This is a genomic window from Streptomyces musisoli (assembly GCF_016741855.1).
GTDB classification, from domain to species: Bacteria; Actinomycetota; Actinomycetes; order Streptomycetales; family Streptomycetaceae; genus Streptomyces; species Streptomyces musisoli.
Genome location: NZ_JAERRH010000002.1, coordinates 63,600 through 87,517, shown reverse-complemented (window position 1 = coordinate 87,517; position 23,918 = coordinate 63,600). Strand labels below are relative to the sequence as shown.

The window sequence follows — 23,918 nt, the reverse complement described above, 5'->3', positions numbered from 1 at the left end:
CCGGGGTCCCTCGGCGGGCGGGGCGCCCTGGTTCAGGGTTCGACGAACCGGGAGCGTCCCCGTGCGTCGGGACGTTCCGTCCCTTGGCACCGGTGGGCTGCTCGAACCTTCCACACCTCGCGCTCGCCCGGGTACCTGCGGAGGCTGCGCCTCACCGCTGCGGCTCCGTACCCGTCAGCCGGGCGACCAGGTCGAGCCAGCCCGCCTCCAGCCGCTCCATGGGCATCCCGCACTGCCTGGTCAGGTGGTGGATCAGCGCCGGGTCCAGCGAGGCCAGCAGCGTGTGGGCCAGCAGGTCGCAGTCGCCGTCGGGCACGATCTGCCGCAGCAGCATCGTGACGTGCGCGCGCAGCGACCCGACCGCGGGGTGGGAGAACCGGCGGGTCGGCTCCGGCTGGGCGGCCAGCTGGAGATCCAGCTGCTCGGCCGAGCGGTACAGCACCGCCACACCGAACGCCCGCAGCCGCTCCAGGGGCGGCGAACCGGGGCCCAGCGGCGGGGGCCCGCCCATGAAGTCGGCCTGGAGCTGCCGGGCCGAGTGGTCGAGCAGGGCCGTCAGCAGCCCGGTGCGGTCCCCGAAGCGGCGGAAGACGGTGCCCTTGCCCACCTCGGCCGCGGCGGCCACCGCCTCCATCGTGACCCCGGCCACCCCGTGCTCCGCGATCAGCCGGGCCGCGGCCTCCAGCAGCCGTGCCCGGTTCCGCGCCGCGTCGGCCCGCAGGCACGGCTCCTCGGCAGCCGTCCCGACCTCCAGCAGCCGGGGCGTGTCTAGAGGCTCTTCAGGCTTCGGGAAGGGCGGCAGAGCGCTGGACATGAACACAGCGTAAAGCATGGGGAATAGAAGTGGACCGCGGTCCGCTTGTAGTGATACAAACCTAAAGCGGACCTCGGTCCGGATCGTGACAGTGAGTTTCAGCCCCTTGGAGTCACCCATGTCTGTTCGCATCCTGGCGCTCGTCGGCAGCCTTCGCGCCGGTTCGCACAACCGCCAGCTCGCCGAGGCCGCCGTGAAGCTCGCCCCGGAGGGCGCCGAGGTCGAGCTGTTCGAGGGCCTGGCCGACGTCCCGTTCTACAACGAGGACATCGACGTGGAAGGCAGCGTCCCGGCCGCCGCGGTGGCGCTGCGCGAGGCCGCCCGCGCCGCCGACGCCTTCCTCCTCTTCTCCCCCGAGTACAACGGTACGATCCCGGCCGTGCTGAAGAACGCCATCGACTGGCTGTCCCGCCCGTACGGCGCCGGCGCCTTCACCGGCAAGCCCGTCGCCGTGATCGGCACCGCCTTCGGCCAGTACGGCGGCGTGTGGGCCCAGGACGACGCCCGCAAGGCCGTGGGCATCGCCGGCGGCAAGGTGATCGAGGACATCAAGCTGTCCATCCCCGGCTCCGTGACCCGCTTCGCCGACACCCACCCGGTCGACGACGCCGAGGTCGCCGCGCAGCTGACCGAGGTCGTGGCCCGTCTGCACGGCAACGTGGGCGAGACCACGGCCGCCTGATCCGTACGCGCAAGGAAGGGGCCGGAGCCGGCAGGCTCCGGCCCCTTCCGTACGCCCGGCCCGGCCCTCCGTACGCCCAGCCCCGGCTTCACCCGACCCGGCTCCTCCCGACCCCGGCTCCTCCCGACCCCGGCTTCTCCCGACCCCAGCCCCTTCCGTACGCCCGGCCCCGGCATCACCCGACCCCGCCTTCACGTGACCCCGGCTTCACCCGGCTCCGACTCCCCCTGGGCCCGGCTCACACCGGGACCGGCCGGCGGCTCCGCCGTCTGTCGTCTCCGGCCGCCGACGGGGTACGCGGTGGTGGCCGCACATACGGCAGCCGCGCGCCGGGCGCTCACGACTCGAACGAGCGACACGGGTCATGAGCGTCGGGGTACGCGTTACACGCCGCCGGATGAGCCAGATCAGCCGGACGAGTCAGGTCAGGAGGAGCCATGCCCCCGGTCCCGCCCCCGCCACCGCCCCCGTTCGATCCGGAACTCGCCGCAGTGCTGGAGCCGGCCGGGGAGGTGCTCAGGCCCGGCCTCACCGCGGAGGAGATACCCGCCGTCCGGCAGGGCGCGTGCCTCGAACTGCTCGAACTGCTCGACCTCACGATGGGCGGCGCCTTCGAGGTGGAGGACCGCACGGTACCGGGCCCGGAGGGCGCCCCGGACGTCTCGCTCCTCATCTGCCGCCCCACCTTCACCGACCCCGCCGTCCCGCTGCCGGTGATCTACCACACGCACGGCGGCGGCATGTTCCACGGCAACAACCGGGCCGGCGTGGACGGCCCGCTGGCCTGGGCGCGCGAGCTGGGCGCGGTGGTGGTGTCGGTGGAGTACCGCCTCGCGCCCGAACACCCGCACCCGGCGCCGGTCGACGACGTGTACGCCGGTCTTCTCTGGACGGCGGGCCATGCCGAGGAGATCGGTGGCGACCCGGACCGGATCGTCATCGCGGGCGCCAGCGCCGGCGGCGGCCTGACCGCGGCGCTCGCCCTCCTCCTGCGGGACCGCCAGGGACCGCCGGTCATCGGCCAGCTCCTGATGTACCCGATGCTCGACGACCGCAACGACACCGTCTCCGCCCACCAGATGGCGGGTGTCGGTGCCTGGGACCGCACCGCCAACGAGACCGGCTGGACGGCTCTGCTCGGCGACCGCCGGGGCGGCCCCGACGTCTCCCCCTACGCCGCTCCCGCCCGCGCGACCGACCTGTCCGGCCTGCCTCCCGCCTTCCTCGACGTCGGCTCCGCCGAGACGTTCCGCGACGAGGTCGTGGACTACGCCTCCCGCATCTGGCGGTGCGGCGGCGTGGCCGAACTGCACGTCTGGCCCGGCGGATTCCACGGCTTCGACGGCTTCGTACCGCACGCGGCCCTGTCCCGGACGGCCCGTGCGTCCCATCTGGACTGGCTGAGAAGGCTGTTGTGCCGACAGGACACCTCGACGCCCGCAGTGCGCCGACCTCTTGACGCCTCCTTGAACACAAATGCCCCGGTATCCACGCCATCTGACCACTGATCAGCCGTGTGTCCTGCGGCGGGCCAGCGGGGCGGAATCCCCGATTTGCGGGCATTTCGGCGCAGAGTAGCCTGGAATCGACCGTTGCGTCCTCATCTCTGGAGGTAGGCGATGTTTCTCCGACTACTGCGCCGGCGTCGTGCGCCGCGGAGGCTTCTCCTTCTCGGCAATGGCCGTCTGATCCGCGGCTTCAGCGGCGGCATGTACGACGGACACGGGTACCAGTCCTGACACCGCCCACCGGTCGTACGGGAGGATGCGCGGTGGCAGACGACACCGAGGCCCTGGTTGCGGTGCGGCGGATCCTGTCGCCGTACTGCCGCGTAGTCCAGCTGTCCGACGGAGCCCTGATCGCGGACTGGCGGCGGCCCCGCTTCCTCGGCATGACGACGGCGGACGTCAGGAAGTTCGCCGACGGGACCGCCGAGGAGCGCGCGGAACTCGTCGCGGCCCTCGCCCGTGCCGGGTGCGCGGCGGTCCGCCGGGGGGAGTACGCGGACGTCGAGATCGGACGGTGGCTCCGCGGAGTGCACCTGATGATCCGGACCGTGGGGTTCGGACGCGTCCTGCGGCTCCTCCCCCTGGCGGCCCCGGACTACGCCCGTGCGGAGCCTCCCGAGACCGAGGTCGTGGCGCGGCTCAAGCGGGCGGTGCAGTCGCACGGCCGCACCAGCTGGTTCGTCGACGACGACTGCAAGGCCGAGGCCGTGACGGCCTTCGTCCTGCTGCGTCGGTCCGGCCTCCAGGCCGCGCTGCACGTCGGCGTGCGCGAGCATCCGTTCGCCCTGCACGCCTGGACGTCCGCGGCGGGTCTGTGCATCCCCGACGCCGAGCCGCGCGGGCACACGTTCGCGCCGATTCTCTCCATCGACCGCGGAGGGCGGTGACATGGAAGCGGTCCGCCTCGGGTGGGCCGGGGGCGCGCCGGAACTCAGGGTGGCAAAGGACATGGCGGGCCGGGGTCTGGTGACGACGGTCTCCTCCGGGGCCGGCACCGCGACGGTCGTCGGCTGGGTCGGCTCGTTCCGGGACCGCGTCGCGGGTGCGCACCGCCTCCTCGACGCCTTCGCCCGACCGGGGACCGTACCGCGTCCGCCGAGTGGCGATTACGCGGCCGTCCTCGCCTACCGCGACCGCATTCTGCTGATGCGGGACGAGTCCGCGCGCATCCCCCTGTTCTACCGGGAGTCCGACGGCCGGGTGACCGCGGTGAGCACCTCGGCACGTCGTCTCGGCGACGGCGCGGAGCTGGAGCGGCGCTACTTCTGCCGCTACCTGACCGGGAACATGGCGCAGCAGCACACGGAACTCACCCCGTTCACCGGCGTACACCGGATCCTGGGCGGTGAGGTGGTGGAGCTGTCCCGGACCGGTCGGCTGAGCGGTCGCGTTCCGCCGCGCGTCCCCGCCGTCCGCGAGCCCTCGCCGCCGGCGTCGGGCGGGCGCCTCCCGGGCGCGGCGGCGAAGGACTTGCGCCGGGCGCTCGAAGACGCCGTCGCCCGCCGGTTGGGCACGATGACGGCCTGTCACGTCTCCGGCGGCACGGACTCCACCAGCGTCGCGTTGCTCGCCGCACGGGTCCTGGCCGCGGAGGGCGGCGGCCCCGGGGATCTCGTCCTGCTCTCCGGGTGCTTCGGCGGCGGGGAGCTGGCCGGGGAGCGGCCGTACCTGGACGAGGCGGTGGAGGAGATCCGCCGGCACGCACCGGCGGCCCGCCCGGTGATCGTCGACGCCGGCGACGTGGCCGACTTCGACGACTTCCGGCACCATGCCGGAAGCTCCGACGAACCGCACGCGCACGCCTTCCGGGCCCCGTTCTGGAGCAGACTTCATGCCGCTGCGGCGGAACTGGGCTGCGACACGCTCCTGACCGGATGCGGGGCCGATCCGGTCGTGGACGCCAACCCATTCCACCTGCACCGGCTGGCCCGCACGGGACGGCTCCGGCAGCTGTCACGGCAGGCGCACGCCTGGGCCCAGGGCAGCGAGCGGGGCGTGCGGGAGATCGTCCAGGCCTACGTCATGCGGCCGGCTCTTCCCCTGGCGGCCGAACGGATCGGCATGCTCGCCCGCCGCGGATCGGTGCTCGGCGGTCTCGGCGTCTTCGGCCGTCCCCCCTGGCTGCGGTCCGGATTCGCGCGGGCGCACGGCTACCGTGCGGCCGGCGTCGCGGAGACCCGGTTCGTCTTCGGACGAGCGCCGGAACAGTCGCTCTACGACGCGGCCAACTACCTCGCCGCGCCCGACCCGCTGTCCTGGCACCGCGCACGGCAGGACGGGTACTTCCTCTCGCACCCCTTCCTGGACAGGGAGGTCATCGCCCTGATGCGACACCTTCCCGCCGAGGCGACGTTCTGTCCGGGACGTCCGAAGGCGGTGCTGCGCGAGGCGATGGCGGATCTGCTGCCGGCCCGTATCCACGACCGAGCGGTCAAGATCCCCTTCAACGAGTTGTACGCCCGTGGCCTGCGGGCACACGGCGACGAACTCGTCGACCTGTGCCGCTCCGCGAGGCATCCGCTCGTCGAGGAGATGTTCGACGTCGAGACGCTGTGCCGCGCCGTGCGGGAGGCTCGGCTCGGCATGGGGGACGCGTACTCCTGGGACCGCGTGAACAGCTCCCTCGCCCTGGTGATGTGGCTGGAGGGGCTGGTCAGCGCCGGCTCTTGATCTCACCCAGCGGCTGTTCCACGGGGCCCGCCGGGACGTCGAGCAGCCCGTAGCGGTTCCGCACGTCGCGGTTCGTCCGTTCGGAGGGTGTGCGCTCCTCCTCACCCAGCGGCGCGATGGCCGCCGACACGTCTACGCCATGCGGGTTGAAACGCCAATAGGTGGTGACGCGGCGCGACTTCCTCGTACGGCGGTCGATCGTGCTGTTCTCCTGCACCTCGGCCGATTGGACGATGACGTCGCTCCCGTGCTTCCCTACCCACTTGGGCACCTTGAAGCCCTTCCAGGAGTAGGAAGGTTTGCCGAAACCTCCCACGACGAGCCGGTCTTTGCGCGCCAGGTTCAGGGTGGCGTAGAACGCCAGCTTGTCGTACGGCGTGTCGATGGCGAGCTGAACCACGGATCGCGTGACCGACTCGTCGTTCGCCTCGACCCAGTTCCCGGCGGGAATCCACTGCTGCGCGGCCACCAACTGGCCGGGCTGGTAGACCTCCCGGCGGGAGAGCGGGTGCTTCTCCCGCACACCGGCCCATTTCTCGGCTTCGTCCCGCCATTTCACAGTGGGCACGTCCTCCCGGCGAACCTCCACGTTGTCGCCCATGGCATGGAACTCGGCACCCAGGACGTAGAAGCTGACATCGCTGCGGTTCACGACCTTGATGTCGACCGGCACGGAGAACGCCTTGCGGTCCTCGCTGAGCATCGCCTTGCCCACGCTCAACTGCACGAGGGGTGCGGCCTCGCGCCGGGACGGCTGGTAGAGGTACTGGTAGCTGAAATTGGCGGCCGCCAGAATCGCGGGCAGAATCAGTGCCAGGCCCACCCGCTTCGGAGTGGGGACCTCTTCCAGCCTCCGCCACACCGAGACGACGGCCCAGAGCGAGCCCAGCACGAGCAAGCCGATAAGCACCGGATAGCGGAGTTTCTCCCCGTTCTTCCACGTCTGGAACAGGAGGACGACGTTCGTCAGCAACGCCACGGCGGTGCCGATCAGCGCGATGACTCCGACGTTGGAGATCGGCCCCCGGAGCCAGCAGTCCACGACCGCGGCGACACCCACGAGCATGATGAGGGCCGCCACCATCATGAACGCCCCGGTGACGCACCCCGGGAAGGTCAGAGCCTCGCTGAAGTCCTGGAAGCCGCACCAGCCCACCGGTAACGCCGTCAGGAGCAGGACCAGTACGACCCCTGCCATCTCCACGCGCGAGCACCTGGATTTCGGCAGGTGCCCTCGAACCATCACGTGCGAGCCGGAGCCGGGCCCCGGCTCAGGACCGGGCTCGGGCCCCGGCTCGGGACCTGGGGATGTCTTCACATGATCACCTCCTGGCGACGCATCGGAGTCCCAGGTCCATGCTCCGATGCAGTCCACGCGATCACTATCCGTGTTCCGCCGGTCGGCCCACCCGGCCTGCGCGAAATCCGTATCGACGGAACCCATCTGACGTTACCGTTCAGTAGACATCGTGCCCGGAGCCTCCGGAGGTACCCCGCCATGACGCCCGACCGTGCCGCAGGCCTCGCCGAGACCCGACGCGCCCTCGCCGACGGGGAGGTGAGTTCGCGCGCGCTGGTGGAGCGGACCCTGGCCCGGATCGAGGCCGCACAGCCGACCCTGAACGCCTTCCGGATCGTCCGTGCCGAGGCGGCCCTCGCCGAAGCCGACGCCGCCGACAGGGAGTTGGCCGCCGGTGAGCGGCGCCCGCTGCTCGGGGTGCCGGTGGCGGTCAAGGACGACATGGACGTGGCGGGCGAGCCGACGGCGTTCGGCTGTCCGGGGGACTTCCCGCCGGTGGCCGCGGACGGCGAGGCGGTACGCCGGCTGCGCGCGGCCGGCGCGGTCGTCGTCGGCAAGACCAACACCTGCGAGCTGGGGCAGTGGCCGTTCACCGAGGGGCCGGCGTTCGGCGCGACCCGCAACCCCTGGGACACGGGGCACACGCCCGGCGGGTCCTCCGGCGGTTCGGCGGCCGCCGTCGCCGCCGGACTGGTCCCGGCCGCGCTCGGCTCCGACGGCGCCGGTTCGGTGCGCATCCCGGCCTCCTGGACCCATCTGATCGGCATCAAGCCGCAGCGCGGCCGGATCTCGACCTGGCCGTGGGGCGAGTCCTTCCAAGGCATCACGGTCAACGGCACCCTCGCCCGTACGGTCGCCGACGCGGCCCTGCTGCTGGACGCGGCGAGCGGCAACCACGACCGGGACCCGCACCGGCCACCGGTGCTGAAGGTGGCGGACGCGGTCGGCCGCGACCCGGGCCGGCTGCGCATCGCGCTGTCCCTGAAGCCGCCGTTCACCGCCGTGCCCGCCCGGCTGGACCCGGAGATCCGCGCCAGGGTCGTCGAACTCGCCGACCGGCTCACGGAGCTGGGGCACGTCGTGGAGGAGGCCGATCCGCCGTACGGGCAGATCGGGCTGACCTTCGTGCCCCGGGCCACCGCCGGGATCGCCGAACGGGCCCGCGAGGTCCCCGACCCCGCGCTGCTCGACCCGCGCACCCGGGAGGCGGCCCGGCTCGGCCGGCTGCTGGGCGGGGCCCCGCTGCGGGCGGCCCGGCGCGCCGAGGCGGTGCTGCACCGGCGGATCGGCGCGTTCTTCCGGTCGTACGACGTGATCCTCGCCCCGACGACGGCCCTGCCCCCGCCCCGGATCGGCGCCTTCGCCGAGCTGGGCGGGCTGGCCACGGACCGTGCCATCATCGCCGCCTGCCCGTACGCCTGGCCGTGGAACGTACTGGGCTGGCCGGGGGTGAACGTGCCCGCCGGGTTCGCCGGACCCGGACTGCCCGTGGGCGCCCAGCTGCTCGGCCCGGCCGACAGCGAGCCGCTCCTGGTGTCGCTGGCCGCGCAGCTGGAGGCGGAACTGCGCTGGCACGAGCAGTGGCCGCCGCAGCGCCGGGCGGAACCGACGAAGGCCGGCTGAGGCCCCGGCACCCACGAGCAGGCGCAGCCACCGATCCACGCCGCCCGCTGTCCGCGGCAGCGGTTCTCTGCCAACATCATGAGAGACGGAGCGAACGGGGCACGGGGTGGCGGAGCCGATCGAGGACTCTTGGCGCATACGTATCCTGACCGCGGACGGCACACCGGCGGGATCGGGTGTCCTGGTCGAGGGGGAGCGGGTGCTGACATGTGCTCATGTCGTGCAGGACGGGCGTTGCAGCCGTCGCAGGGCTGCCGCGACGCCGGCGTGGCTGCCGCGGCCCGCGTGGTCCCGGCGGACCCGGTCGTGGACGGCCGCCGGACCGTCCAGGCTGACCGCGAGGGCGATGTCCTCCTCGTGACACAGGCGCAGTGTGTCGTCGTCCACGAGAACGCCGTTGGTCTGGATGAGTACTTCGGCAGCGGTGGTGGCGGGCAGCCGGGCGCGCAGGGTGCGGGCGAGGTCCCGGAGGAAGGGGATGCCGGCGAGCAGCGGTTCACCGCCGTGCAGAAGGACGCGGACGGAGCGCAGCCCGTGGCGCTCGGCGTGCTCGGCCACCCGGCGGCAGACCTGTGCGGCCGTCTCCCGTGACATGGTGCGGGGCTGCGTCCGCCAGAGCTGGTCGGTGCCTTCGTAGACATAGCAGTAGCGGCAGGCGAGATTGCAGCGGCTGTGCACCTTCAGCACGAACTCGCGGAAGGGGCGGGCGGTATGCCGCCCGGCGCGGAGGGCGGCGACGTCGAGGAGGTCGCCGGGCCACAGGGGCGCCGGTGAGCCGGGCGGCCGGGTCATGAGGCGGAGCTGCCGGCCCGGCCGGGCCCCTCGCACAGATCGCCCCCGGAATCGTAGGCGGCGACCGGAGCCGCCTCACCGGCCACATGGCGCAGCACGCGGCGCAGGGCCTCGGACAACGCGGAGTCGGCACCCTCCAGGATCCGTTCCAGGGGCAGTCCCGTGAGATCCGGCATGTCTGCCGCCGACTCGCCGCCCCTGCTGGGCATCGGCCTCATCCCCTGACGCTTCGGTCCGGCCAGTGATTCCTGGATCGGTTCCGAGGATATCCAGCCGGGCGTGGCCGGCAGCGTACGGATGCGTACGGTGGTTCGGCTCCGGAAGGCACCTTCGTGCCGGCTGCTGCCGCCTCAACGGTGCAGGTCATGCCATCGGGACCCTACTCTGTCCCCATGGGCGACGCGTCGATGGTCGGGCTGATGGGGCGGGTGACGGGGACGGTGGGGCCCGGTCTGGTCGGTGAGGTGATCGTGCGGGTGCGCGGGGGCGCCGAGCACTTCCTCGCTTACCCGGCCGACGGCGCCGCCCAGATCACGACCGGGACGGTGGTGATGGTGGTGGAGCACCTGCCGCCGAGGACCGTCTACGTCACGGCGGCGTACGACAGTTGAGCATGCTCCGTCCCAGGTGAGGGCGGTGTGCGTCAAGATTGCGACAAGGATCCGCCGACGTCTTCACCCAGGCCTCCGGCAGGCGCACACTCCCTTCGTTCGGTGCCGAACGGGCACCATGCAAAGGGGGCGCATGCCGATGATGATCGGCGTCGTTGCGGGGGCGGTCGTCGTTGCCGTTCTCGTCCTGATCGGTCTGTTCAAGATGATGTGGCGGGTTGCCGAGCCGAACGAGGCGCTCATCATCTCCGGGTCCAAGCACCGCACCGAGGGTCTCGAGGAGGGCATGGGCTTCCGCATCGTCACCGGGCGCGGCACGCTGGTGCTGCCCGGTGTCCAGGCGGTGCGCAGGCTCTCGCTGGACCTGAACGAGACAGAGCTGCAAGTGGACTGCGTGACACACCAGGGCATCCCGCTCAAGGTGCGGGGCGTGGTCATCTTCAAGGTGGGCGACGACTTCGTGTCGATCGCGAACGCGGCCCGCCGTTTCCTGGACCAGCAGAGGCTGATGGCGGAGCGGGTCCACAACGTCTTCGCCGGTCATCTGCGGTCCATCGTGGGCGGGTTGACGGTCGAGGACATGATCCGCGACCGGGAGAAGCTGACCGGCCAGACGCGGGCGGCCTGCGGTACGGAGATGGAGAAGCTCGGTCTGATAGTGGACTCGCTCCAGATCCACGAGATCGAGGACCCGACCGGCTACATCCAGAACCTGGCGATGCCGCACGCGGCGGCCGTGCAGCGGGACGCGCGCATCGCGCAGGCGGAGGCGAACCGGCTGGCCACCGAGGCCGAGCAGCAGTCGATGGCGCGGATGGCGGAGGCCACCCGGGACAGCGAGATCCTCCAGGCCGGCTACCAGGCCGAGCGGGACAAGGCGGCGGCCAAGGCCCAGCAGGCCGGCCCGCTCGCCGCGGCCGGGGCCCGGCAGGAGGTCGTCGTGCAGGAGACGCGGGTCGCCGAGCTGGAGGCGCACCGGCGTGAGCAGCAGCTCCAGGCGGACGTCCGCAAGCCGGCGGACGCCAGGGCGTACGAGACCCGGACGCTGGCCGAGGCCGAGCGCGACGCGCGGATCTCGGCGGCCGAGGCCCGGGCCAAGGAGACGGAGCTGGCGGCGGCCGCCGAGGCGACCCGGGTGAAGACCGCGGCGGGGGCCGAGGCCGAGGCGACCAAGACCCGCGGTACGGCGACCGCCGCCGCCACCCGGGCCACCGGTGAGGCCGAGGCCGCGGCCGCTCAGGCGAAGGGCCTGGCGGAGGCGGAGGCGACGCGGGCCCAGGGTCTGGCGGAGGCGGAGGCCATCAAGGCCCGGGCCGCCGCTCTCGCGGAGAACCAGGAGGCGGTCGTCGCCCAGCAACTCGCCGAGAGGTGGCCGGAGATCGTCCAGGCCGGCGCGTCCGCGTTCGGCAACGTCGACAACATGGTGCTCCTCAACGGCGCCGACGGCATGGGCGAGTTGTTCGCCAAGGCGCTCACCATGGGCGGCACGGGGCTGGGGCTGGCCCGCAAGCTGCTCGCCACGATGGGCGACGACGGGCAGGCGGTGAACGGCGCTTCTCCCACGCCCAACGGAGTGGCGGCTCCCCCGCCGCAGAAGGTGACGGTGGACCGGGAGGGCTGACGGCGATCGGTCCGGTGCGGCCGCGGTCCCTCCGTCCCGCCCGGCTCCAGGCCGTTGCCCTGACGGCTGTGCCGCCCCACCCGGCTACGAGCTGCGCTTCCGGCTCCGGCAGACCCGAGGTGACGATCAATGTCTCTTGCCCTATGCTGCGGCTTGCACATCCGGGGGCGGCTGGCCGTCATGACGACTGGCACCGTGACAAGTCCGCATCACCCACGCCATCTCAACTCGTGCTGCAGTGTGCCGCCAGGCGTTCGCGCCTGTGCGCGACTGCTGTCCGAGGCTGCCCGCAAGGGTCCGGGTCGGCGCGTTTCCCCGGATTCCCACGGTCATCGGAAGGCAGAGCACGACATGGCAGAACGGCAGTACCTCGGTCAGGGCACCAACACTTCTTGGGAGAAGTTCTGGTACGTCCTGGGTTGCATCTACTTCGGTGCGGCCTATTTCCAGAAGGTCCCGGTGAAGAAGGCGCTGAGCGAGTACGGGCTGGTCGAGATGACCGGGGCCGAGAAGTTCTGGTACGTCGTCCAGTGCATATTCTTCGGTGTCGGCTACTTCGCGAAGGTCACCATCAAGAAGGCGCTGTCCGAGGTGCGGAACGGCGGCGGCTACCCCGCCGTCTGACGATGCCGGGGCCGCAACGGCCACCCGGCCGCACGGCCACACAGCACGTGGACCGCGGGCCCGGATCGCGAGGAGCGATCCGGGCCCGCGGCACGTGGTTCGTGGTCCGGAACACGCTCGTCGTCCACCAGGAAAGGGGCGGACGCCGACGGGTCGCGCTCTGAGGGATCACACCGCGAACAGGCCGATTCCCAGGGCGACCAGGGTTCCGGTCTTCAGGACCTCCAGCACCACGTACCACAGGTGCCCGCGCGAACGGGGCAGGTCCTCGCCCGCGAGGACCCGGTCCGGCCTCCGGTTGAGCCGGCGGCGGACGGCGGCCGGCTGGGCGACGAGGAGCGCCGCGTTCAGGCGGCGGCGTCGGCCAAGTGGGCGACGCAGGAGTCCGGTTCGGCGAAAGGTTCCAGCGCGGTGGCCGTGAGCGGCGCGCCCAGCTGTGCCAACGCTCCCTGCATCAGGCCCAGATGGAGCGAGCACACCAGCCCTCCCTGTTCCTCGGCGAGTTCGAGGAAGGGGCAGTGCCGCAGCCTGATCCGTTCCGGCCGCCCGGACTCGCCGTCTCCTTCCGGCCGTGGCGCGAAGCCCAGTCCGTCCAGCAGGGCGAGCAGCCCGGCCGCCGACCGCTCGGGCGTCGGCGGCTCGTACGGCGGAAGCGGGTCCACCAGGAACCGGCCCCAGGCGCGGCCGGCCTCCCTCGCCTCCGCCCGCGCCTCGGCCGGGTCGGCAGCGGCCCACCTGCCGAGCAGCATGCGGGCGAGCAGCCGGTAGTCGCGGAAGCCGCCGCGGTCCATGCCGGGGCGCGCGGTGTAGACGGTACGGGGCCGGCCGGGCCCCGAGGGCTTGTCGGTGCGGCGCTCCACCAGCCCGCCGGCCACCAGGGCGTCCAGGTGGAACCGCACGGTGTTGGGATGGAGCCCCATCCGCTCGGCCGCCTCCGCGACCCCGAGCGGCGACGGCGCCGTGCGCAGCACGTCCAGTACCTCCCGGCGGCGCGGGCTCTCCCGCGTGGTCACGTCCGGACACCCCTCTCCACCTGCGCCTCTTTTTCCCGAATCGTACTTGTATTAATTGTAAAGTGGGGTGGGCAAGGTGAGCAGGCAGACGCAGGAGCCGAGGAGAAGATCAGATGACTTCGCCGTCCGCGACCGACCCCGGATCGGCCGGCCGCCCGGCGACGGAGCCGCGCGTGCTGTGCGAGACCCGCGCGCTGGCCGAGGCGCCGCCGGTACCGGCCGGTGTGCTGTGGAAGCTGGCCGAGAGCGGGCGGCAACTCGACGCGAACGTGGTCCGGCTGGGCCCGGGCGGGCGGGTCTCCTCCCACACCGAGGCACAGCTCGACGTGCTGGTCCTGGTCGTCGCCGGGGACGGCGTGCTCGGCAAGGGCCCCGCGGACACGGCGGAACCGATCGCCGAGGGTGCCCTGGTCTGGCTGCCGCACGGCGCTCCGCGCAGCATCACCGCCGGTGAGTCGGGTCTGACCTACCTGACCGTGCACAACCGGCGCCCCGGCATGCGGATCGGCACCCGCCCCGGCACCGCACCGGCCGGAGAGCCCGGCACCGCACCGGAGTGACGCACCGACCGGACACCCCGCCCAGTGCCGGCTACGCACCGCCGGCCACCCCGCCATCGCACCGGAGTAACCCACCCGCCGCGGACGCGAGTTCCCGGACGACTAGGGTGCCTCCGTGAGCACGTTTACCGAAGAGAACGTCCCCGGCCGGCGCGGCGCCCACGCCACCACCGAGGCGGACCCGCGCGAGGTCGGCCGGGTGCGCACCGAGTACTCGCCGGCGCACGACGGCGACCCGGACCCCGGCGAGATCGTGTGGACGTGGGTGCCGTTCGAGGAGAACGACGGCCGGGGCAAGGACCGTCCGGTGCTGGTCGTGGCCCGGGAGGCGGCCGGCACCTTCCTGGCCGTACAGCTCTCCAGCAAGCGGCATGACGGCGACCGGGAGTGGGTGGCGATCGGCAGCGGGCCCTGGGACCGTTCGGGCCGGGACTCGTGGGTGGACGTGGACCGCGTGCTGCGGCTGCACGAGCAGGGCATGCGCCGGGAGGCCTGCGCGCTGGACCGAATGCGGTTCAACCTGGTCCGCCAGCGCCTGCACCAACGCTACGGCTGGACCTGACCGGACGGCACCCCACGAACCCGGCCACCCCCACCGGCACGGCACCCGAGACAGCCACCCGCACCGGCACGACGTCCGAAGCGGGTCGCCCCGGCCTCCCCGGACCGGGCACGCGCACCAGTACGACGCCCGGAACGGTTCGCGTCGGGTCCCCGCCGACCGGCCGCCCGCACCAACGCTACGGCTGGACCTGACCGGACCCCGTGACCTGGGCGTGGTCGGCCGCTCTGGGTTCTGGGAACGCTCGTGCGAACGCCTGGCGCACCGTCTCCCCCGGTGTCCGGTCCAGCACCCCGAAGACCACGTGGTCGAACGAGTGCGCGAACCGGCCGCCCGGCGCCAGCGCCGCCCGGAAGGCGCCCGCGACCTGCACCGGGTCGTTCTGGAAGACACCGCAGCCCCAGGCGCCCAGGACCAGCCGCCGGTAGCCGTGGGCCGCGGCCGTCTCCAGTACGCGTTCGGCCCGTGCCACCAGCGCGCCGGGCACCTCGGCGGTCCGCTCCGGTGCCGTACGCCGTATCACGCCCGCGTTGGGGGCGGCGGCCGTCAGGAAGCCCGCGCGGTACGGCTCGGCCAGCAGGCGGCCACGGTCGTCACGGAAGACGGGGACGGCCGGTGAGTGGATCACCCGGTGCGAGTAGAACGGATCGCGGTCGGCGCGGTGGTGGTCGTAGAAGGCGCGGGCCGTCAGCAGGCAGGTGTGCAGCGCGGAGGCGCGGCACAGGGCCTCCTCCTGGGCCTGCGCGCCGTTGAGATAGCCGCCGCCCGGGTTGCGGGCCGAGGCGAAGTTCAGGACGGCGACGGGGGCGTCGGCCAGCCGGCGGGCCGCCTCCAGGCTGCTCTCGCCGGTGACCTCGAAGACCGTGCGGTCCCCGGCTCCGGCTCCGTCCCCGGCCGCGGACGCCGGCGGCACCGGCACCGGTGCGGGCCCGAACATCCGGGTGCCGGCCCGCGCGGCCTCGACCGCTTCGGCGATCCGCACCTCCCGGCCGTCCGGTGCCCGGTACCCGCCCGCGGCCACGATCCGTTCCGTCTCAGCGGCGACACCGCGCAGGCGCGCGCTCACGGCGCCACCCCCGTGGGCGCCACGACCACGTCCCGCGCGGTCTCCCCCGTCGTGCTCATGCAGGCATCCTGCGTGATGCTGATGATGCGGTGCAACGGAGTTTCCCGTCCCCGGAACGGTCCGGAAACACACGAGGAAACAGGAGTGACGGATCTGGAACGTCCGTGGTGGCACTCTTGTGCGAATCCAGGGAAGGGTCTTGGGTGGGACGAGCGCCGGCCCGGCGGACACGCCGGGTCGGTGGCATGGTGGAACCTCAGGAGGATCCCGACATGTCCGTTACGCACAGCGACGGTGGTGACTGTACGAGGCATCACACCGCCGTCACCGAGGCCGAGGTGGAGGCCCTCGTCCGGGGCATCTGCTTCAAGACCGGACCGCCCCGCACGCTCGGTGTCGAGCTGGAGTGGCTCGTCCACTCGCTGGAGCTGCCGCAGCTCCCGGTCCCACCCGAACGACTCGAAGCGGTCTACGCCACGTTGCGGGCCGTACGACTGGGTTCGGCGCTCACCGTCGAGCCCGGCGGCCAGCTGGAGCTGAGTTCGCCGCCCGCAGCCTCCCTGATGGAGTGCGTCGACACCGTCTCCGCCGATCTCGACGCCGTCCGGGCCGTCCTGGCCGAGCACGGTCTCCGTCTCGCCGGCATCGGACACGATCCCTGGCACATGCCCCGCAGGTTCCTGCACGAGCCGCGCTACGACGCCATGGAGACCTGCCTGGACCGCACCGGGCCGGCCGGCCGCCACATGATGTGCGCCTCGGCCTCCGTCCAGGTCTGCGTGGACGCCGGGGACGAGGAGCCCGGCCCGCTGGGGCACGTCCGGCGCTGGTGGCTGGCGCACCAGCTGGGCGCGGTCCTGGTGGCCGCGTTCGCCAACTCGCCGCTGCTGGGCCGGCGGCCCACGGGCTGGCAGTCCACCCGGCAGCTGATGTGGACGGAGATCGGTGCCGGCCGGGCCGGCGCTCCTGCGCTGAACAGTGAACCGCGGGAGGCCTGGGCCCGGCACGTGCTGGACGCACCGGTGATGTGCGTCCGCCGCGACAGCGGCCCCTGGGAGGTGCCCGAGGGACTCACCTTCCGGGAGTGGACCCGTTCCCGGTCGCCCCGGCCGCCCACCCGGGCGGACCTCGACTACCACATGACCACCCTGTTCCCGCCGGTCCGGCCGCGCGGCCATCTGGAGTTGCGGATGATCGACGCGCAACCGGGCGAGGACGGGTGGATCGTGCCGCTGGCGGTGACGGCGGCGCTGTTCGACGACCCCGAGGCCGCCGAGACCGCCTACCGGACCGTGAAACCACTCGCGGAACGGGCCCTCAACCTGCCCGCCCCGCACAACCCGCTGTGGGTCGACGCGGCCCGGCACGGACTCGCCGACCCGGAGCTGCGCGAGGCCGCCGACGGCTGCTTCGCGGCGGCCCTCCAGGCGCTGCCCCGGCTCGGCGCCACCGCGCGGGTCACCGACGCCGTGGCCGCGTACCGGGACCGCTACGTCGCCCGGGGCCGGTGCCCGGCCGACGACCTGCTCGACCGGCCGGCCGCCGCGGATCCGCACCGGTCCCGGCCCGGTACGACCGGGGGCCACCCCACCGCCCGCCGGAGGAAGGACATCCGCACATGACCGCCCCGGAGACCGACACCACGACCACCGAGACGGACACCGAAGCCCTGCGGAAGCGCGCGCTGGCCTCCCTCACCACCGCCCGTGCCCGCACCACGCTGCTGACCAGCTGTGTCGAGGAACCCGACCTCACCGCCCAGCACTCCCCGCTGATGTCCCCACTGGTGTGGGACCTCGCCCACATCGGCAACCAGGAGGAGCTGTGGCTGCTCAGGGCGGTCGGCGGCCGGGAGGCGATGCGGCCCGAGATCGACAGCCTCTACGACGCCTTCGAGCACCCTCGGTCCGAGCGTCCCTCGCTGCCGCTGCTGGCGCCCGCCGAGGCCCGGCGGTACGCGGCCGAGGTGCGCGGCCGGGCGCTGGACCTGCTGGAGGCGGCGGACTTCGACGGCACCCGGCTGACCGAGTCCGGTTTCGCGTTCGGGATGATCGCCCAGCACGAACAGCAGCACGACGAGACCATGCTGATCACCCATCAGCTCAGGAAGGGGCCGCGGGTCCTGACCGCCCCGGACCCGGAGGCCGCCCCGCCGTTCACCGGACCGCCCGAAGTACTGGTCCCCGGCGGGCCGTTCACGATGGGCACCTCCGAGGAGCCCTGGGCGCTGGACAACGAACGCCCGGCGCACCCGCGGGAGGTGGAGCCGTTCTGGATCGACACGACCCCGGTGACGAACGCGGCGTACCAGGCGTTCATCGAGGACGGCGGCTACGACACCGAGCGCTGGTGGGCGCCGGAGGGCTGGGCGCACATCAGGCAGCACGCCGTCACCGCCCCGCTGTTCTGGCGGCGGGACGGCGGCCAGTGGCTCCGGCGCCGGTTCGGCGCCACGGAGCCGGTACCGCCCGACGAGCCGGTGCTGCACGTGTGCTGGTACGAGGCGGACGCGTACGCCCGCTGGGCCGGGCGGCGGCTGCCCACCGAGACGGAGTGGGAGAAGGCGGCCCGTTTCGACCCGGTCACCGGCCGTTCGCGGCGCTACCCGTGGGGTGACGCCGATCCGGCGCCCGAACACGCCAACCTGGGTCAGCGGCACCTCGGTCCCGCCCCGGCCGGCAGCTACCCGGCGGGCGAGTCACCGCTCGGGGTGCGGCAGTTGATCGGTGACGTGTGGGAGTGGACGGCGAGCGACTTCCTGCCCTACCCGGGCTTCAGGGCCTTCCCGTACAAGGAGTACTCCGAGGTGTTCTTCGGTTCCGAGTACAAGGTGCTGCGCGGCGGCTCGTTCGCCGTGGACCAGGTGGCCTGCCGGGGGACGTTCCGCAACTGGGACTACCCGATCCGCCGGCAGATCTTCTCCGGGTTCCGCACCGCCCGCTCGGAGGCCGTCTGATGTGCCGTCACCTCGCCTACACGGGGCCGCAGGAACCGCTGGGCCGGATCCTCGTGGAGCCCCCGCACAGTCTGTTCCGCCAGTCGTGGGCGCCGCGCCGGCAGCGGTACGGCACGGTCAACGCCGACGGCTTCGGGGTCGGCTGGTACGCGCCGGAGGATCCGGCGCCGGCCCGCTACCGGCGGGCCGGGCCGATCTGGGCCGACCTGTCCTTCGCCGACCTGGCCCGGGTGGTGCGCTCGGGCACCGTGCTCGCGGCGGTCCGGGACGCCACCCTCGCGGGGGCGGACGCCGAGGCCGCGGCGGCGCCGTTCGCGGCCGGGCGGTGGCTGTTCAGCCACAACGGTGTGATCGCGGGCTGGCCCGACTCGGCGGCACCCCTGGTGTCCGCGCTGCCACCGGTCGAACTGCTCTCGCTCCAGGCCCGCAACGACTCGGCGTTCATCTGGGCGCTGGTCCTGCACCGGCTGCGCGAGGGCGACGCGCTGGACCAGGCCCTGGCCGAACCGGTGCGCCTGCTGGCGCGGGCGGCGCCCGCCTCCCGCCTCAATCTGCTGCTGACCGACGGGGACACGATCGCCGCCACCGCCTGGGGCGACTCTCTGTGGTACCGCACGGAACCCGGCCGCAGCACGGTCGTCGCCTCCGAACCGTACGACGACGACCCGCTCTGGCAGGAGGTTCCCGACCGCACCGTGCTGACCGCGAGCCGCGCCGGTGTGCTGCTCGACCCGCTGGAGGATCCGGCGGCCGTACCCCCGAAGGAGCCCTGCCGTTGAGCCCCCTCCACGTCACCCGCACCCTCCCCGAGGACGCCACGGACGCCGCGCTGCGCGCCGACGTCCTGAACGGCCTCACCGTCACACCCAAGTGGCTGCCGCCCAAGTGGTTCTACGACGCCCGTGGCAGCGAGCTGTTCGAGCAGATCACCGAGCTGCCCGAGTACTACCCCACGCGTGCCGAGCGGGAGATCCTCGCCACCCGGTCCGGTGAGATCGCCGCCGCCAGCGGCGCCCGCACGCTGGTGGAACTGGGCTCGGGTTCCTCGGAGAAGACGCGATATCTGATCGAGGCGCTCGGCTCGCTCGAGGCCTACATCCCGGTGGACGTCAGCGAGAGCGCCCTGGTCCAGGCCGGACGGGCCCTCGTGGAGGAGCGCCCGGACCTCGACGTGCACGCCCTGATCGCCGACTTCACCGCCCCGCTGACCCTGCCCGCCACGCCCGGGCCCCGGCTGGTGGCGTTCCTCGGCGGCACGCTCGGCAACCTGCTGCCCGCCGAGCGTGCCCGGTTCCTGGCCTCCGTGCGCTCCCTGCTCGCCCCCGGCGACGGGCTCCTGCTCGGCACCGACCTGGTCAAGGACGAGCGGGTGCTGGTCCGGGCGTACGACGACGCGGCCGGGGTGACGGCCGCGTTCAACAAGAACGTGCTGGCCGTGGTCGACCGCGAACTGGGCGCGGACTTCGACCCGGACGCGTTCGACCACGTGGCCGTGTGGGACGCCGAGCGGGAGTGGATCGAGATGCGGCTGCGCTCCCGTACGGCCCAGACCGTGAAGGTGCCCGCGCTGAACCTCGCCGTGGACTTCGCGGCGGGCGAGGACCTGCGCACCGAGGTGTCGGCCAAGTTCCGGCGGGAGGGGGTGACCACCGAACTGGCCGCGGCCGGACTCGAACTGTCCCACTGGTGGACGGACGAACAGGGCCGGTTCGCGCTGTCGTTGAGCGTGGCGCGGTGACCTGGGCACACGAACAGGGCCGGTCCGCACCGTCGTCGAGCGTGGCGCGGTGACCCGGGCACGGCGGCTCAGCCGACGTCCGGGGCGAGCGCCTCGGTGATCTTCCGGGACGCGCGGCGCGCCTCGGCCGCCGGGTCCGCACCGCCCAGCACCCGGGTCATGTACTCCTTGATCGGGTTGTCGGCCTCGACGTCGGCCCACTGAGGGGTGCTGGGGGTCGCCCGGCCGTGCGCCGCGCCCGCGGCCATGGCGGCGACCCCCTCCTCGCCCGCGACCGCGCCGGCCAGCGTGGTCTTGTTGGGCACGTAGTTCATCGTGCGGGCCAGCTCGGTGTCCCACTTGGCCCCGGCGAGCGCCCCGACGACGGTGGCCGCGGCGAACTGGTCGTCGGTGTTCTCCGGGATGACCAGGTCGGAGCCGCCGGTGAAGACGGCGCCGGGCCGCCCGGCGGTGCGGCCGGGCACGGGGAAGTAGCCGAGCTTGTCCTTCAGGCCCGGGTTCTTCTGGAGGATCGAACGAGCGAGCCCGGGTACGGCGATGATCTGCGCGACCTTGCCGCCGGCGAACACCCCGGCCTGGGGCGGGTGTTCCTCGTCGGCGTCGACGGGCCCCTCCCCCAGCGCCTGGAGCCGCCGGTAGAAGTCCATGCCGCGCAGCGCGGCGGGGCTGTCCAGGGTGCCCCGCCACTCGTGGTCCTCCTCCTCGGCGAGTTCACCGCCCTCGTCCCAGATGAAGCCGGAGAGCGTGTACCAGTCCTGCCCGGCGAGGTAAATGCCCTGGTTGCCGCCGGAGTTCAGCTTCTCCGTGTCGGCGAGCCATTCGTCGCGGGTCTTCGGCGGGCGGCTGATACCGGCCTGCTCGAACAGGTCCTTGCGGTAGATGACGACGCGGCTGGCCGCGTACCAGGGGATGCCGTACTGCTGGTTGCCGTCCTTGCCGGGCTGGGCGAGGCCGGGCAGCCACTTGTCCTCGTCCCAGTCCCGCATGGACTCCAGGGAGAGGTCCACGAGCCGGCCGCCGTCGGCGTACAGCGGAACCTGGGTGTTGCCGACCTCGATGACGTCCGGGCCGTCGCCGGAGTCCGCCGCGAGCGCGGCGCGGACCTTCTCCACGATGCCGGTCCACTGCTGGACGCGGATGTCGAGGCGCAGGTCCTCGTGGGTGCGCTCGAAGTCCTCGGTGAAGCGCTGTACGAACTCCCGGGAGGCGCTGTCCTTCATCAGCCACACGGTGACGGTCTTGCGCTCGTGGTCGCCGGGGAGCATCCCGCAGCCGGTGACGAGGGAGCCGGTGACGCAGATGAGGGCGAGCAGACGACGTCTCACGAGGGGTCCTGTTCTGTCTGGCAAAGGTGCTGGGACAGGGGGTGGGGGCCCGACGTGGGGGGACGAGCGCGCGGCTCGTACGGGTGTCCTGGGATTTTGGTATGGACCAATGCGGAGGTCAAGCGCTCCGGGCCACGGATGTGTGACGGCGTGCGGACGGAGCGCTCATACGGCACGGTGGAGTTCGGCGTGAGACGAGAGGAGCACCCGCATGTCGAACCACACCTACCGGGTCACCGAGATCGTCGGCACCTCGCACGAGGGTGTCGACCAGGCCATCCGCAACGGCATCGCCCGGGCCGGCCAGACTCTGCGCAATCTGGACTGGTTCGAGGTGACCCAGGTCCGCGGCCAGATCGAGAACGGCCGGATCGAGCACTACCAGGTAGGTCTGAAGGTCGGCTTCCGCATCGAGGACGGCGACTGAGCCGGCCGCCCCGCACCGGTCCTCCGTTCGGCGTCAGGTACGCCCCTCCCGCTCCTGCGCCTCCTCCAGTGCGGCCGACTTCGCGGCCCAGCGGGCCCGTACGACGGTGAACCCGGCGCGCTCGGCGTCGTCGCACACCAGCTCGTCGTCGTCCACGAGCATCCGGACCTCACGGTTCTGGGCGAGTCGGCGCAGGATCTCCAGCTTGGTGAACCGGGCCGGCCTGCGGTCGGCGTTGCTCCGCATGTACACCCGCCCCTCGGGGAGGCCGTGGGCCGCGAGCCACTCCAGCGTGTCGCGGCGGCACCGCTCGGGGCGGCCGGTGAGGTAGACGACCTCGCACGTGCGGGCGCTCTCCACGGCAAGCGTGACACCCTCGGCGATCGGCGGGTCGTGGGGCGCGGCGGCGAAGAACGCCGCCCAGTTCCGCGGCCGGCCCTCCAGGAAGTGCTGGCGGTGGGCGGTGTCGGCGAGTGTGTTGTCGAGGTCGAACACGGCGATCGGAGATCGGCTGCTGTCGGTCACCCGGCCACCCTAGCCAGCCCACCCGTCCACCCCGGCCATACCGCCTCGCCGTCTCGGCCATACCGCCTCGCCGTCTCGGCCACGTCCACGGCCACACCGGCAGGCCACCGCGGCTCCCACACCCCCGGCAGGCGCGCCCCGTTCGCGCGCCGCCGGACGGACCGCGGGAATGCCCGGCCCGTGAGGGTGTTGAACCGTGCGTGAGCAGCACAGTGATCGCCCAAACCCGGTTCTCCGTCCTGGACCGCTCCCGGACCCGGGAGGGCCACCCGCCCGCGGAGGCGCTGCGGGACACCGTCGCGCTGGCCCGGGAGGCCGAGGCGCTCGGCTACCACCGGTTCTGGGTGTCCGAGCACCACGGCGTACCGGGGGTCGCCGGCTCCGCACCGACCGTGCTCGCCGCCGCGGTCGCCTCGGCCACCCGCACCATCCGGGTCGGCACCGGCGGGGTCATGCTGCCCAACCACCGGCCGCTGGTCGTCGCCGAGCAGTTCGGGGTTCTGGAGGCACTGTTTCCGGGGCGTGTCGACATGGGGCTCGGACGCTCGGTGGGCTTCACGGACGGGGTGCGCAGGGCCCTCGGCCGGGACAAGGGCGACGCCGAGGACTTCGCGGCGCAGCTCGGCGAGCTGCTGGACTGGTTCACGGGCAGCTCACCGACCGGGGTGCACGCGCGCCCGTCGGAGGGGCTGACGGTGCCGCCGTTCGTGCTGGCCATGGGCGAGGGCGCGGAGATCGCCGCCCGCGCCGGCCTGCCCATGGTCATCGGTGACCTGCGCAACCGCGAGAGGCTGCTGCGCGGCGTCGACCGGTACCGCACCCTGTTCCGGCCCTCGCCCTGGGCGGCCGAGCCGTACGTCGTGATCTCCGGCACGATCGCCGTCGCCGGCACCGAGGCCGAGGCGCGGCGCCTGCTGGTTCCCGAGGCCTGGTCGATGGCGTACTCCCGCACCCACGGCACCTTCCCGCCCCTCGCCCCCGCAGAGTCGGTCGAGGCCCGCCCGATGACCGCGAAGGAGCGCGGCTTCTACGAGTCGGGCCTCACCGGGAACCTCGCCGGCACCGGGGACCAGGTCGCCCACGAGCTGGAGACCGTCCTGAAGGAGACGGGCGCCGAGGAGGTCCTCGTCACCACCAGCAGCTACGACCGCCCGGCCCTGCTGGACTCCTACCGGCGGCTCGCCGCGCTCTTCGCCCCGGGCCGGTGAGCTGATCAAGATGCGAACCCCGTCCCGGCCGGTGACCCTGGGAAGGCAAGCCTGGAACCGACGAGGAGGGCTGCCATGTCCTTCATGGACAAGATCAAGGGCATGCTCAAGGGCCACGAGGGCGCGGCCGACAAGGGCATCGACAAGGGCGGTGACTACCTCGACCAGCACACCGGGAACAAGTACCGGTCGCAGGTCGACACCGGTCAGGACAAGCTGAGGGACGAGTTCGGAACCCGGCAGGACCGGGGCAACCCTCCGCAGTCGTAGGACCCGGGGGCGGCTAGAGTTCC

The 23,918-nt window shown here is 72.7% G+C and carries 25 protein-coding genes; 17 read left to right on the top strand and 8 right to left on the bottom strand.

Annotated elements, in window-relative coordinates; all coding sequences use genetic code 11:
- Nucleotides 1-151: 151 nt before the first annotated feature.
- Nucleotides 152-832, bottom strand: a complete 681-nt coding sequence (locus JK361_RS04460; RefSeq protein ID WP_201814336.1) for a TetR/AcrR family transcriptional regulator — start codon at nucleotides 830-832, stop codon at nucleotides 152-154.
- A 100-nt stretch (nucleotides 833-932) separates the two neighbouring features.
- On the opposite strand from JK361_RS04460, the gene JK361_RS04455 reads away from it, so the two are divergent.
- From JK361_RS04455 to JK361_RS04440, 4 genes are all read left to right on the top strand, one after another.
- Nucleotides 933-1,496 (top strand): NAD(P)H-dependent oxidoreductase, encoded by a 564-nt coding sequence (locus JK361_RS04455; protein WP_201814335.1) that lies wholly within the window; start codon nucleotides 933-935, stop codon nucleotides 1,494-1,496.
- A gap of 437 nt (nucleotides 1,497-1,933) precedes the next feature.
- Complete coding sequence (locus JK361_RS04450) at nucleotides 1,934-3,004, top strand: alpha/beta hydrolase (RefSeq protein WP_201814334.1); 1,071 nt, start codon at nucleotides 1,934-1,936, stop codon at nucleotides 3,002-3,004.
- A gap of 263 nt (nucleotides 3,005-3,267) precedes the next feature.
- Nucleotides 3,268-3,891 (top strand): lasso peptide biosynthesis B2 protein, encoded by a 624-nt coding sequence (locus JK361_RS04445; RefSeq protein ID WP_201814333.1) that lies wholly within the window; start codon nucleotides 3,268-3,270, stop codon nucleotides 3,889-3,891.
- Between the two features lies 1 nt (nucleotide 3,892).
- Nucleotides 3,893-5,674, top strand: a complete 1,782-nt coding sequence (locus JK361_RS04440; protein ID WP_201814332.1) for an asparagine synthase-related protein — start codon at nucleotides 3,893-3,895, stop codon at nucleotides 5,672-5,674.
- Here the strand turns inward: JK361_RS04440 and JK361_RS04435 are convergent.
- The gene (locus JK361_RS04435; protein ID WP_201814331.1) at nucleotides 5,658-6,878 is read right to left on the bottom strand and encodes a cytochrome b family protein; all 1,221 of its coding nucleotides are present in this window, start codon (nucleotides 6,876-6,878) and stop codon (nucleotides 5,658-5,660) included. The two genes, JK361_RS04440 and JK361_RS04435, sit on opposite strands and share 17 nt — an antisense overlap.
- Nucleotides 6,879-7,172: 294 nt before the next feature.
- On the opposite strand from JK361_RS04435, the gene JK361_RS04430 reads away from it, so the two are divergent.
- Nucleotides 7,173-8,597 carry an amidase gene (locus JK361_RS04430; protein WP_201814330.1) on the top strand — a complete coding sequence of 475 codons (1,425 nt, stop codon included), beginning with the start codon at nucleotides 7,173-7,175 and terminating at the stop codon, nucleotides 8,595-8,597.
- Between the two features lie 213 nt (nucleotides 8,598-8,810).
- On the opposite strand, the gene JK361_RS04425 is transcribed toward JK361_RS04430, so the two are convergent.
- Both JK361_RS04425 and fxsA read right to left on the bottom strand, forming a co-directional pair.
- Nucleotides 8,811-9,389: a radical SAM protein gene (locus tag JK361_RS04425; RefSeq protein ID WP_201814329.1), complete on the bottom strand. Its 579-nt coding sequence runs from the start codon at nucleotides 9,387-9,389 to the stop codon at nucleotides 8,811-8,813.
- Complete coding sequence (fxsA, locus tag JK361_RS04420) at nucleotides 9,386-9,598, bottom strand: FxSxx-COOH cyclophane-containing RiPP peptide (RefSeq protein WP_201814328.1); 213 nt, start codon at nucleotides 9,596-9,598, stop codon at nucleotides 9,386-9,388. Before fxsA ends, JK361_RS04425 begins: the two co-directional genes overlap by 4 nt.
- A gap of 183 nt (nucleotides 9,599-9,781) precedes the next feature.
- Here fxsA and JK361_RS04415 point away from each other — a divergent pair, with 183 nt between their 5' ends.
- The 3 genes from JK361_RS04415 (at nucleotide 9,782) to JK361_RS04405 (ending at nucleotide 12,245) form a co-directional block, all read left to right on the top strand.
- Nucleotides 9,782-10,000, top strand: a complete 219-nt coding sequence (locus tag JK361_RS04415) for an NfeD C-terminal domain-containing protein (protein ID WP_201814327.1) — start codon at nucleotides 9,782-9,784, stop codon at nucleotides 9,998-10,000.
- Between the two features lie 133 nt (nucleotides 10,001-10,133).
- Nucleotides 10,134-11,621 carry an SPFH domain-containing protein gene (locus tag JK361_RS04410; protein WP_201814326.1) on the top strand — a complete coding sequence of 496 codons (1,488 nt, stop codon included), beginning with the start codon at nucleotides 10,134-10,136 and terminating at the stop codon, nucleotides 11,619-11,621.
- Nucleotides 11,622-11,972: 351 nt separating this feature from the next.
- A complete protein-coding gene (locus JK361_RS04405) occupies nucleotides 11,973-12,245 on the top strand; it encodes a hypothetical protein (protein ID WP_201814325.1) in 273 nt (90 codons plus the stop codon).
- 347 nt (nucleotides 12,246-12,592) lie between these two features.
- Here JK361_RS04405 and JK361_RS04400 read toward each other — a convergent pair whose 3' ends face one another.
- Nucleotides 12,593-13,258: a helix-turn-helix transcriptional regulator gene (locus tag JK361_RS04400; protein WP_201814324.1), complete on the bottom strand. Its 666-nt coding sequence runs from the start codon at nucleotides 13,256-13,258 to the stop codon at nucleotides 12,593-12,595.
- A gap of 113 nt (nucleotides 13,259-13,371) precedes the next feature.
- Here JK361_RS04400 and JK361_RS04395 point away from each other — a divergent pair, with 113 nt between their 5' ends.
- Nucleotides 13,372-13,818, top strand: coding sequence for a cupin domain-containing protein (locus tag JK361_RS04395; protein ID WP_201814323.1), 447 nt, complete (start codon nucleotides 13,372-13,374; stop codon nucleotides 13,816-13,818).
- A 115-nt stretch (nucleotides 13,819-13,933) separates the two neighbouring features.
- Nucleotides 13,934-14,380, top strand: coding sequence for a type II toxin-antitoxin system PemK/MazF family toxin (locus JK361_RS04390; RefSeq protein ID WP_201814322.1), 447 nt, complete (start codon nucleotides 13,934-13,936; stop codon nucleotides 14,378-14,380).
- A 178-nt stretch (nucleotides 14,381-14,558) separates the two neighbouring features.
- On the opposite strand, the gene JK361_RS04385 is transcribed toward JK361_RS04390, so the two are convergent.
- The gene (locus tag JK361_RS04385) at nucleotides 14,559-15,446 is read right to left on the bottom strand and encodes a TIGR02452 family protein (protein WP_201814321.1); all 888 of its coding nucleotides are present in this window, start codon (nucleotides 15,444-15,446) and stop codon (nucleotides 14,559-14,561) included.
- A gap of 272 nt (nucleotides 15,447-15,718) precedes the next feature.
- Between JK361_RS04385 and egtA the strand changes: the two genes are divergently transcribed.
- The 4 genes from egtA to egtD are packed head-to-tail and all read left to right on the top strand — an operon-like array spanning nucleotide 15,719 to nucleotide 20,140.
- Entirely contained in the window at nucleotides 15,719-17,068 is a 1,350-nt protein-coding gene (egtA, locus tag JK361_RS04380; protein ID WP_201814320.1) for an ergothioneine biosynthesis glutamate--cysteine ligase EgtA, read from the top strand.
- Nucleotides 17,065-18,402 (top strand): ergothioneine biosynthesis protein EgtB, encoded by a 1,338-nt coding sequence (gene egtB / locus JK361_RS04375; RefSeq protein WP_201814319.1) that lies wholly within the window; start codon nucleotides 17,065-17,067, stop codon nucleotides 18,400-18,402. The genes egtA and egtB overlap by 4 nt, the downstream gene beginning before the upstream one ends.
- Nucleotides 18,402-19,181 (top strand): ergothioneine biosynthesis protein EgtC, encoded by a 780-nt coding sequence (egtC, locus tag JK361_RS04370; RefSeq protein ID WP_201814318.1) that lies wholly within the window; start codon nucleotides 18,402-18,404, stop codon nucleotides 19,179-19,181. Before egtB ends, egtC begins: the two co-directional genes overlap by 1 nt.
- The gene (gene egtD, locus JK361_RS04365) at nucleotides 19,178-20,140 is read left to right on the top strand and encodes an L-histidine N(alpha)-methyltransferase (protein WP_201814317.1); all 963 of its coding nucleotides are present in this window, start codon (nucleotides 19,178-19,180) and stop codon (nucleotides 20,138-20,140) included. The genes egtC and egtD overlap by 4 nt, the downstream gene beginning before the upstream one ends.
- A gap of 68 nt (nucleotides 20,141-20,208) precedes the next feature.
- On the opposite strand, the gene JK361_RS04360 is transcribed toward egtD, so the two are convergent.
- A complete protein-coding gene (locus JK361_RS04360; RefSeq protein WP_201814316.1) occupies nucleotides 20,209-21,465 on the bottom strand; it encodes an extracellular solute-binding protein in 1,257 nt (418 codons plus the stop codon).
- A gap of 211 nt (nucleotides 21,466-21,676) precedes the next feature.
- On the opposite strand from JK361_RS04360, the gene JK361_RS04355 reads away from it, so the two are divergent.
- Complete coding sequence (locus JK361_RS04355; protein WP_201814315.1) at nucleotides 21,677-21,892, top strand: dodecin; 216 nt, start codon at nucleotides 21,677-21,679, stop codon at nucleotides 21,890-21,892.
- Between the two features lie 33 nt (nucleotides 21,893-21,925).
- Here JK361_RS04355 and JK361_RS04350 read toward each other — a convergent pair whose 3' ends face one another.
- The gene (locus JK361_RS04350; protein WP_201814314.1) at nucleotides 21,926-22,417 is read right to left on the bottom strand and encodes a phosphatase domain-containing protein; all 492 of its coding nucleotides are present in this window, start codon (nucleotides 22,415-22,417) and stop codon (nucleotides 21,926-21,928) included.
- A 200-nt stretch (nucleotides 22,418-22,617) separates the two neighbouring features.
- Between JK361_RS04350 and JK361_RS04345 the strand changes: the two genes are divergently transcribed.
- Nucleotides 22,618-23,625: an LLM class flavin-dependent oxidoreductase gene (locus tag JK361_RS04345; protein ID WP_201814313.1), complete on the top strand. Its 1,008-nt coding sequence runs from the start codon at nucleotides 22,618-22,620 to the stop codon at nucleotides 23,623-23,625.
- A gap of 75 nt (nucleotides 23,626-23,700) precedes the next feature.
- Nucleotides 23,701-23,895 carry an antitoxin gene (locus JK361_RS04340; protein ID WP_201814312.1) on the top strand — a complete coding sequence of 65 codons (195 nt, stop codon included), beginning with the start codon at nucleotides 23,701-23,703 and terminating at the stop codon, nucleotides 23,893-23,895.
- The last annotated feature ends 23 nt before the right edge of the window (nucleotides 23,896-23,918 follow it).

What these genes read in the sequence shown, in the direction of transcription:
- JK361_RS04460 (WP_201814336.1), bottom strand. Translation starts at nt 832, where the DNA reads ATGCTTTACGCTGTGTTCATGTCCAGCGCTCTGCCGCCCTTCCCGAAG.
- JK361_RS04455 (WP_201814335.1), top strand. Translation starts at nt 933, where the DNA reads ATGTCTGTTCGCATCCTGGCGCTCGTCGGCAGCCTTCGCGCCGGTTCG.
- JK361_RS04450 (WP_201814334.1), top strand. Translation starts at nt 1,934, where the DNA reads ATGCCCCCGGTCCCGCCCCCGCCACCGCCCCCGTTCGATCCGGAACTC.
- JK361_RS04440 (WP_201814332.1), top strand. Translation starts at nt 3,893, where the DNA reads ATGGAAGCGGTCCGCCTCGGGTGGGCCGGGGGCGCGCCGGAACTCAGG.
- JK361_RS04430 (WP_201814330.1), top strand. Translation starts at nt 7,173, where the DNA reads ATGACGCCCGACCGTGCCGCAGGCCTCGCCGAGACCCGACGCGCCCTC.
- JK361_RS04425 (WP_201814329.1), bottom strand. Translation starts at nt 9,389, where the DNA reads ATGACCCGGCCGCCCGGCTCACCGGCGCCCCTGTGGCCCGGCGACCTC.
- fxsA (WP_201814328.1), bottom strand. Translation starts at nt 9,598, where the DNA reads ATGCCCAGCAGGGGCGGCGAGTCGGCGGCAGACATGCCGGATCTCACG.
- JK361_RS04415 (WP_201814327.1), top strand. Translation starts at nt 9,782, where the DNA reads ATGGGCGACGCGTCGATGGTCGGGCTGATGGGGCGGGTGACGGGGACG.
- JK361_RS04410 (WP_201814326.1), top strand. Translation starts at nt 10,134, where the DNA reads ATGCCGATGATGATCGGCGTCGTTGCGGGGGCGGTCGTCGTTGCCGTT.
- JK361_RS04405 (WP_201814325.1), top strand. Translation starts at nt 11,973, where the DNA reads ATGGCAGAACGGCAGTACCTCGGTCAGGGCACCAACACTTCTTGGGAG.
- JK361_RS04395 (WP_201814323.1), top strand. Translation starts at nt 13,372, where the DNA reads ATGACTTCGCCGTCCGCGACCGACCCCGGATCGGCCGGCCGCCCGGCG.
- egtA (WP_201814320.1), top strand. Translation starts at nt 15,719, where the DNA reads ATGTCCGTTACGCACAGCGACGGTGGTGACTGTACGAGGCATCACACC.
- egtB (WP_201814319.1), top strand. Translation starts at nt 17,065, where the DNA reads ATGACCGCCCCGGAGACCGACACCACGACCACCGAGACGGACACCGAA.
- egtC (WP_201814318.1), top strand. Translation starts at nt 18,402, where the DNA reads ATGTGCCGTCACCTCGCCTACACGGGGCCGCAGGAACCGCTGGGCCGG.
- JK361_RS04355 (WP_201814315.1), top strand. Translation starts at nt 21,677, where the DNA reads ATGTCGAACCACACCTACCGGGTCACCGAGATCGTCGGCACCTCGCAC.
- JK361_RS04340 (WP_201814312.1), top strand. Translation starts at nt 23,701, where the DNA reads ATGTCCTTCATGGACAAGATCAAGGGCATGCTCAAGGGCCACGAGGGC.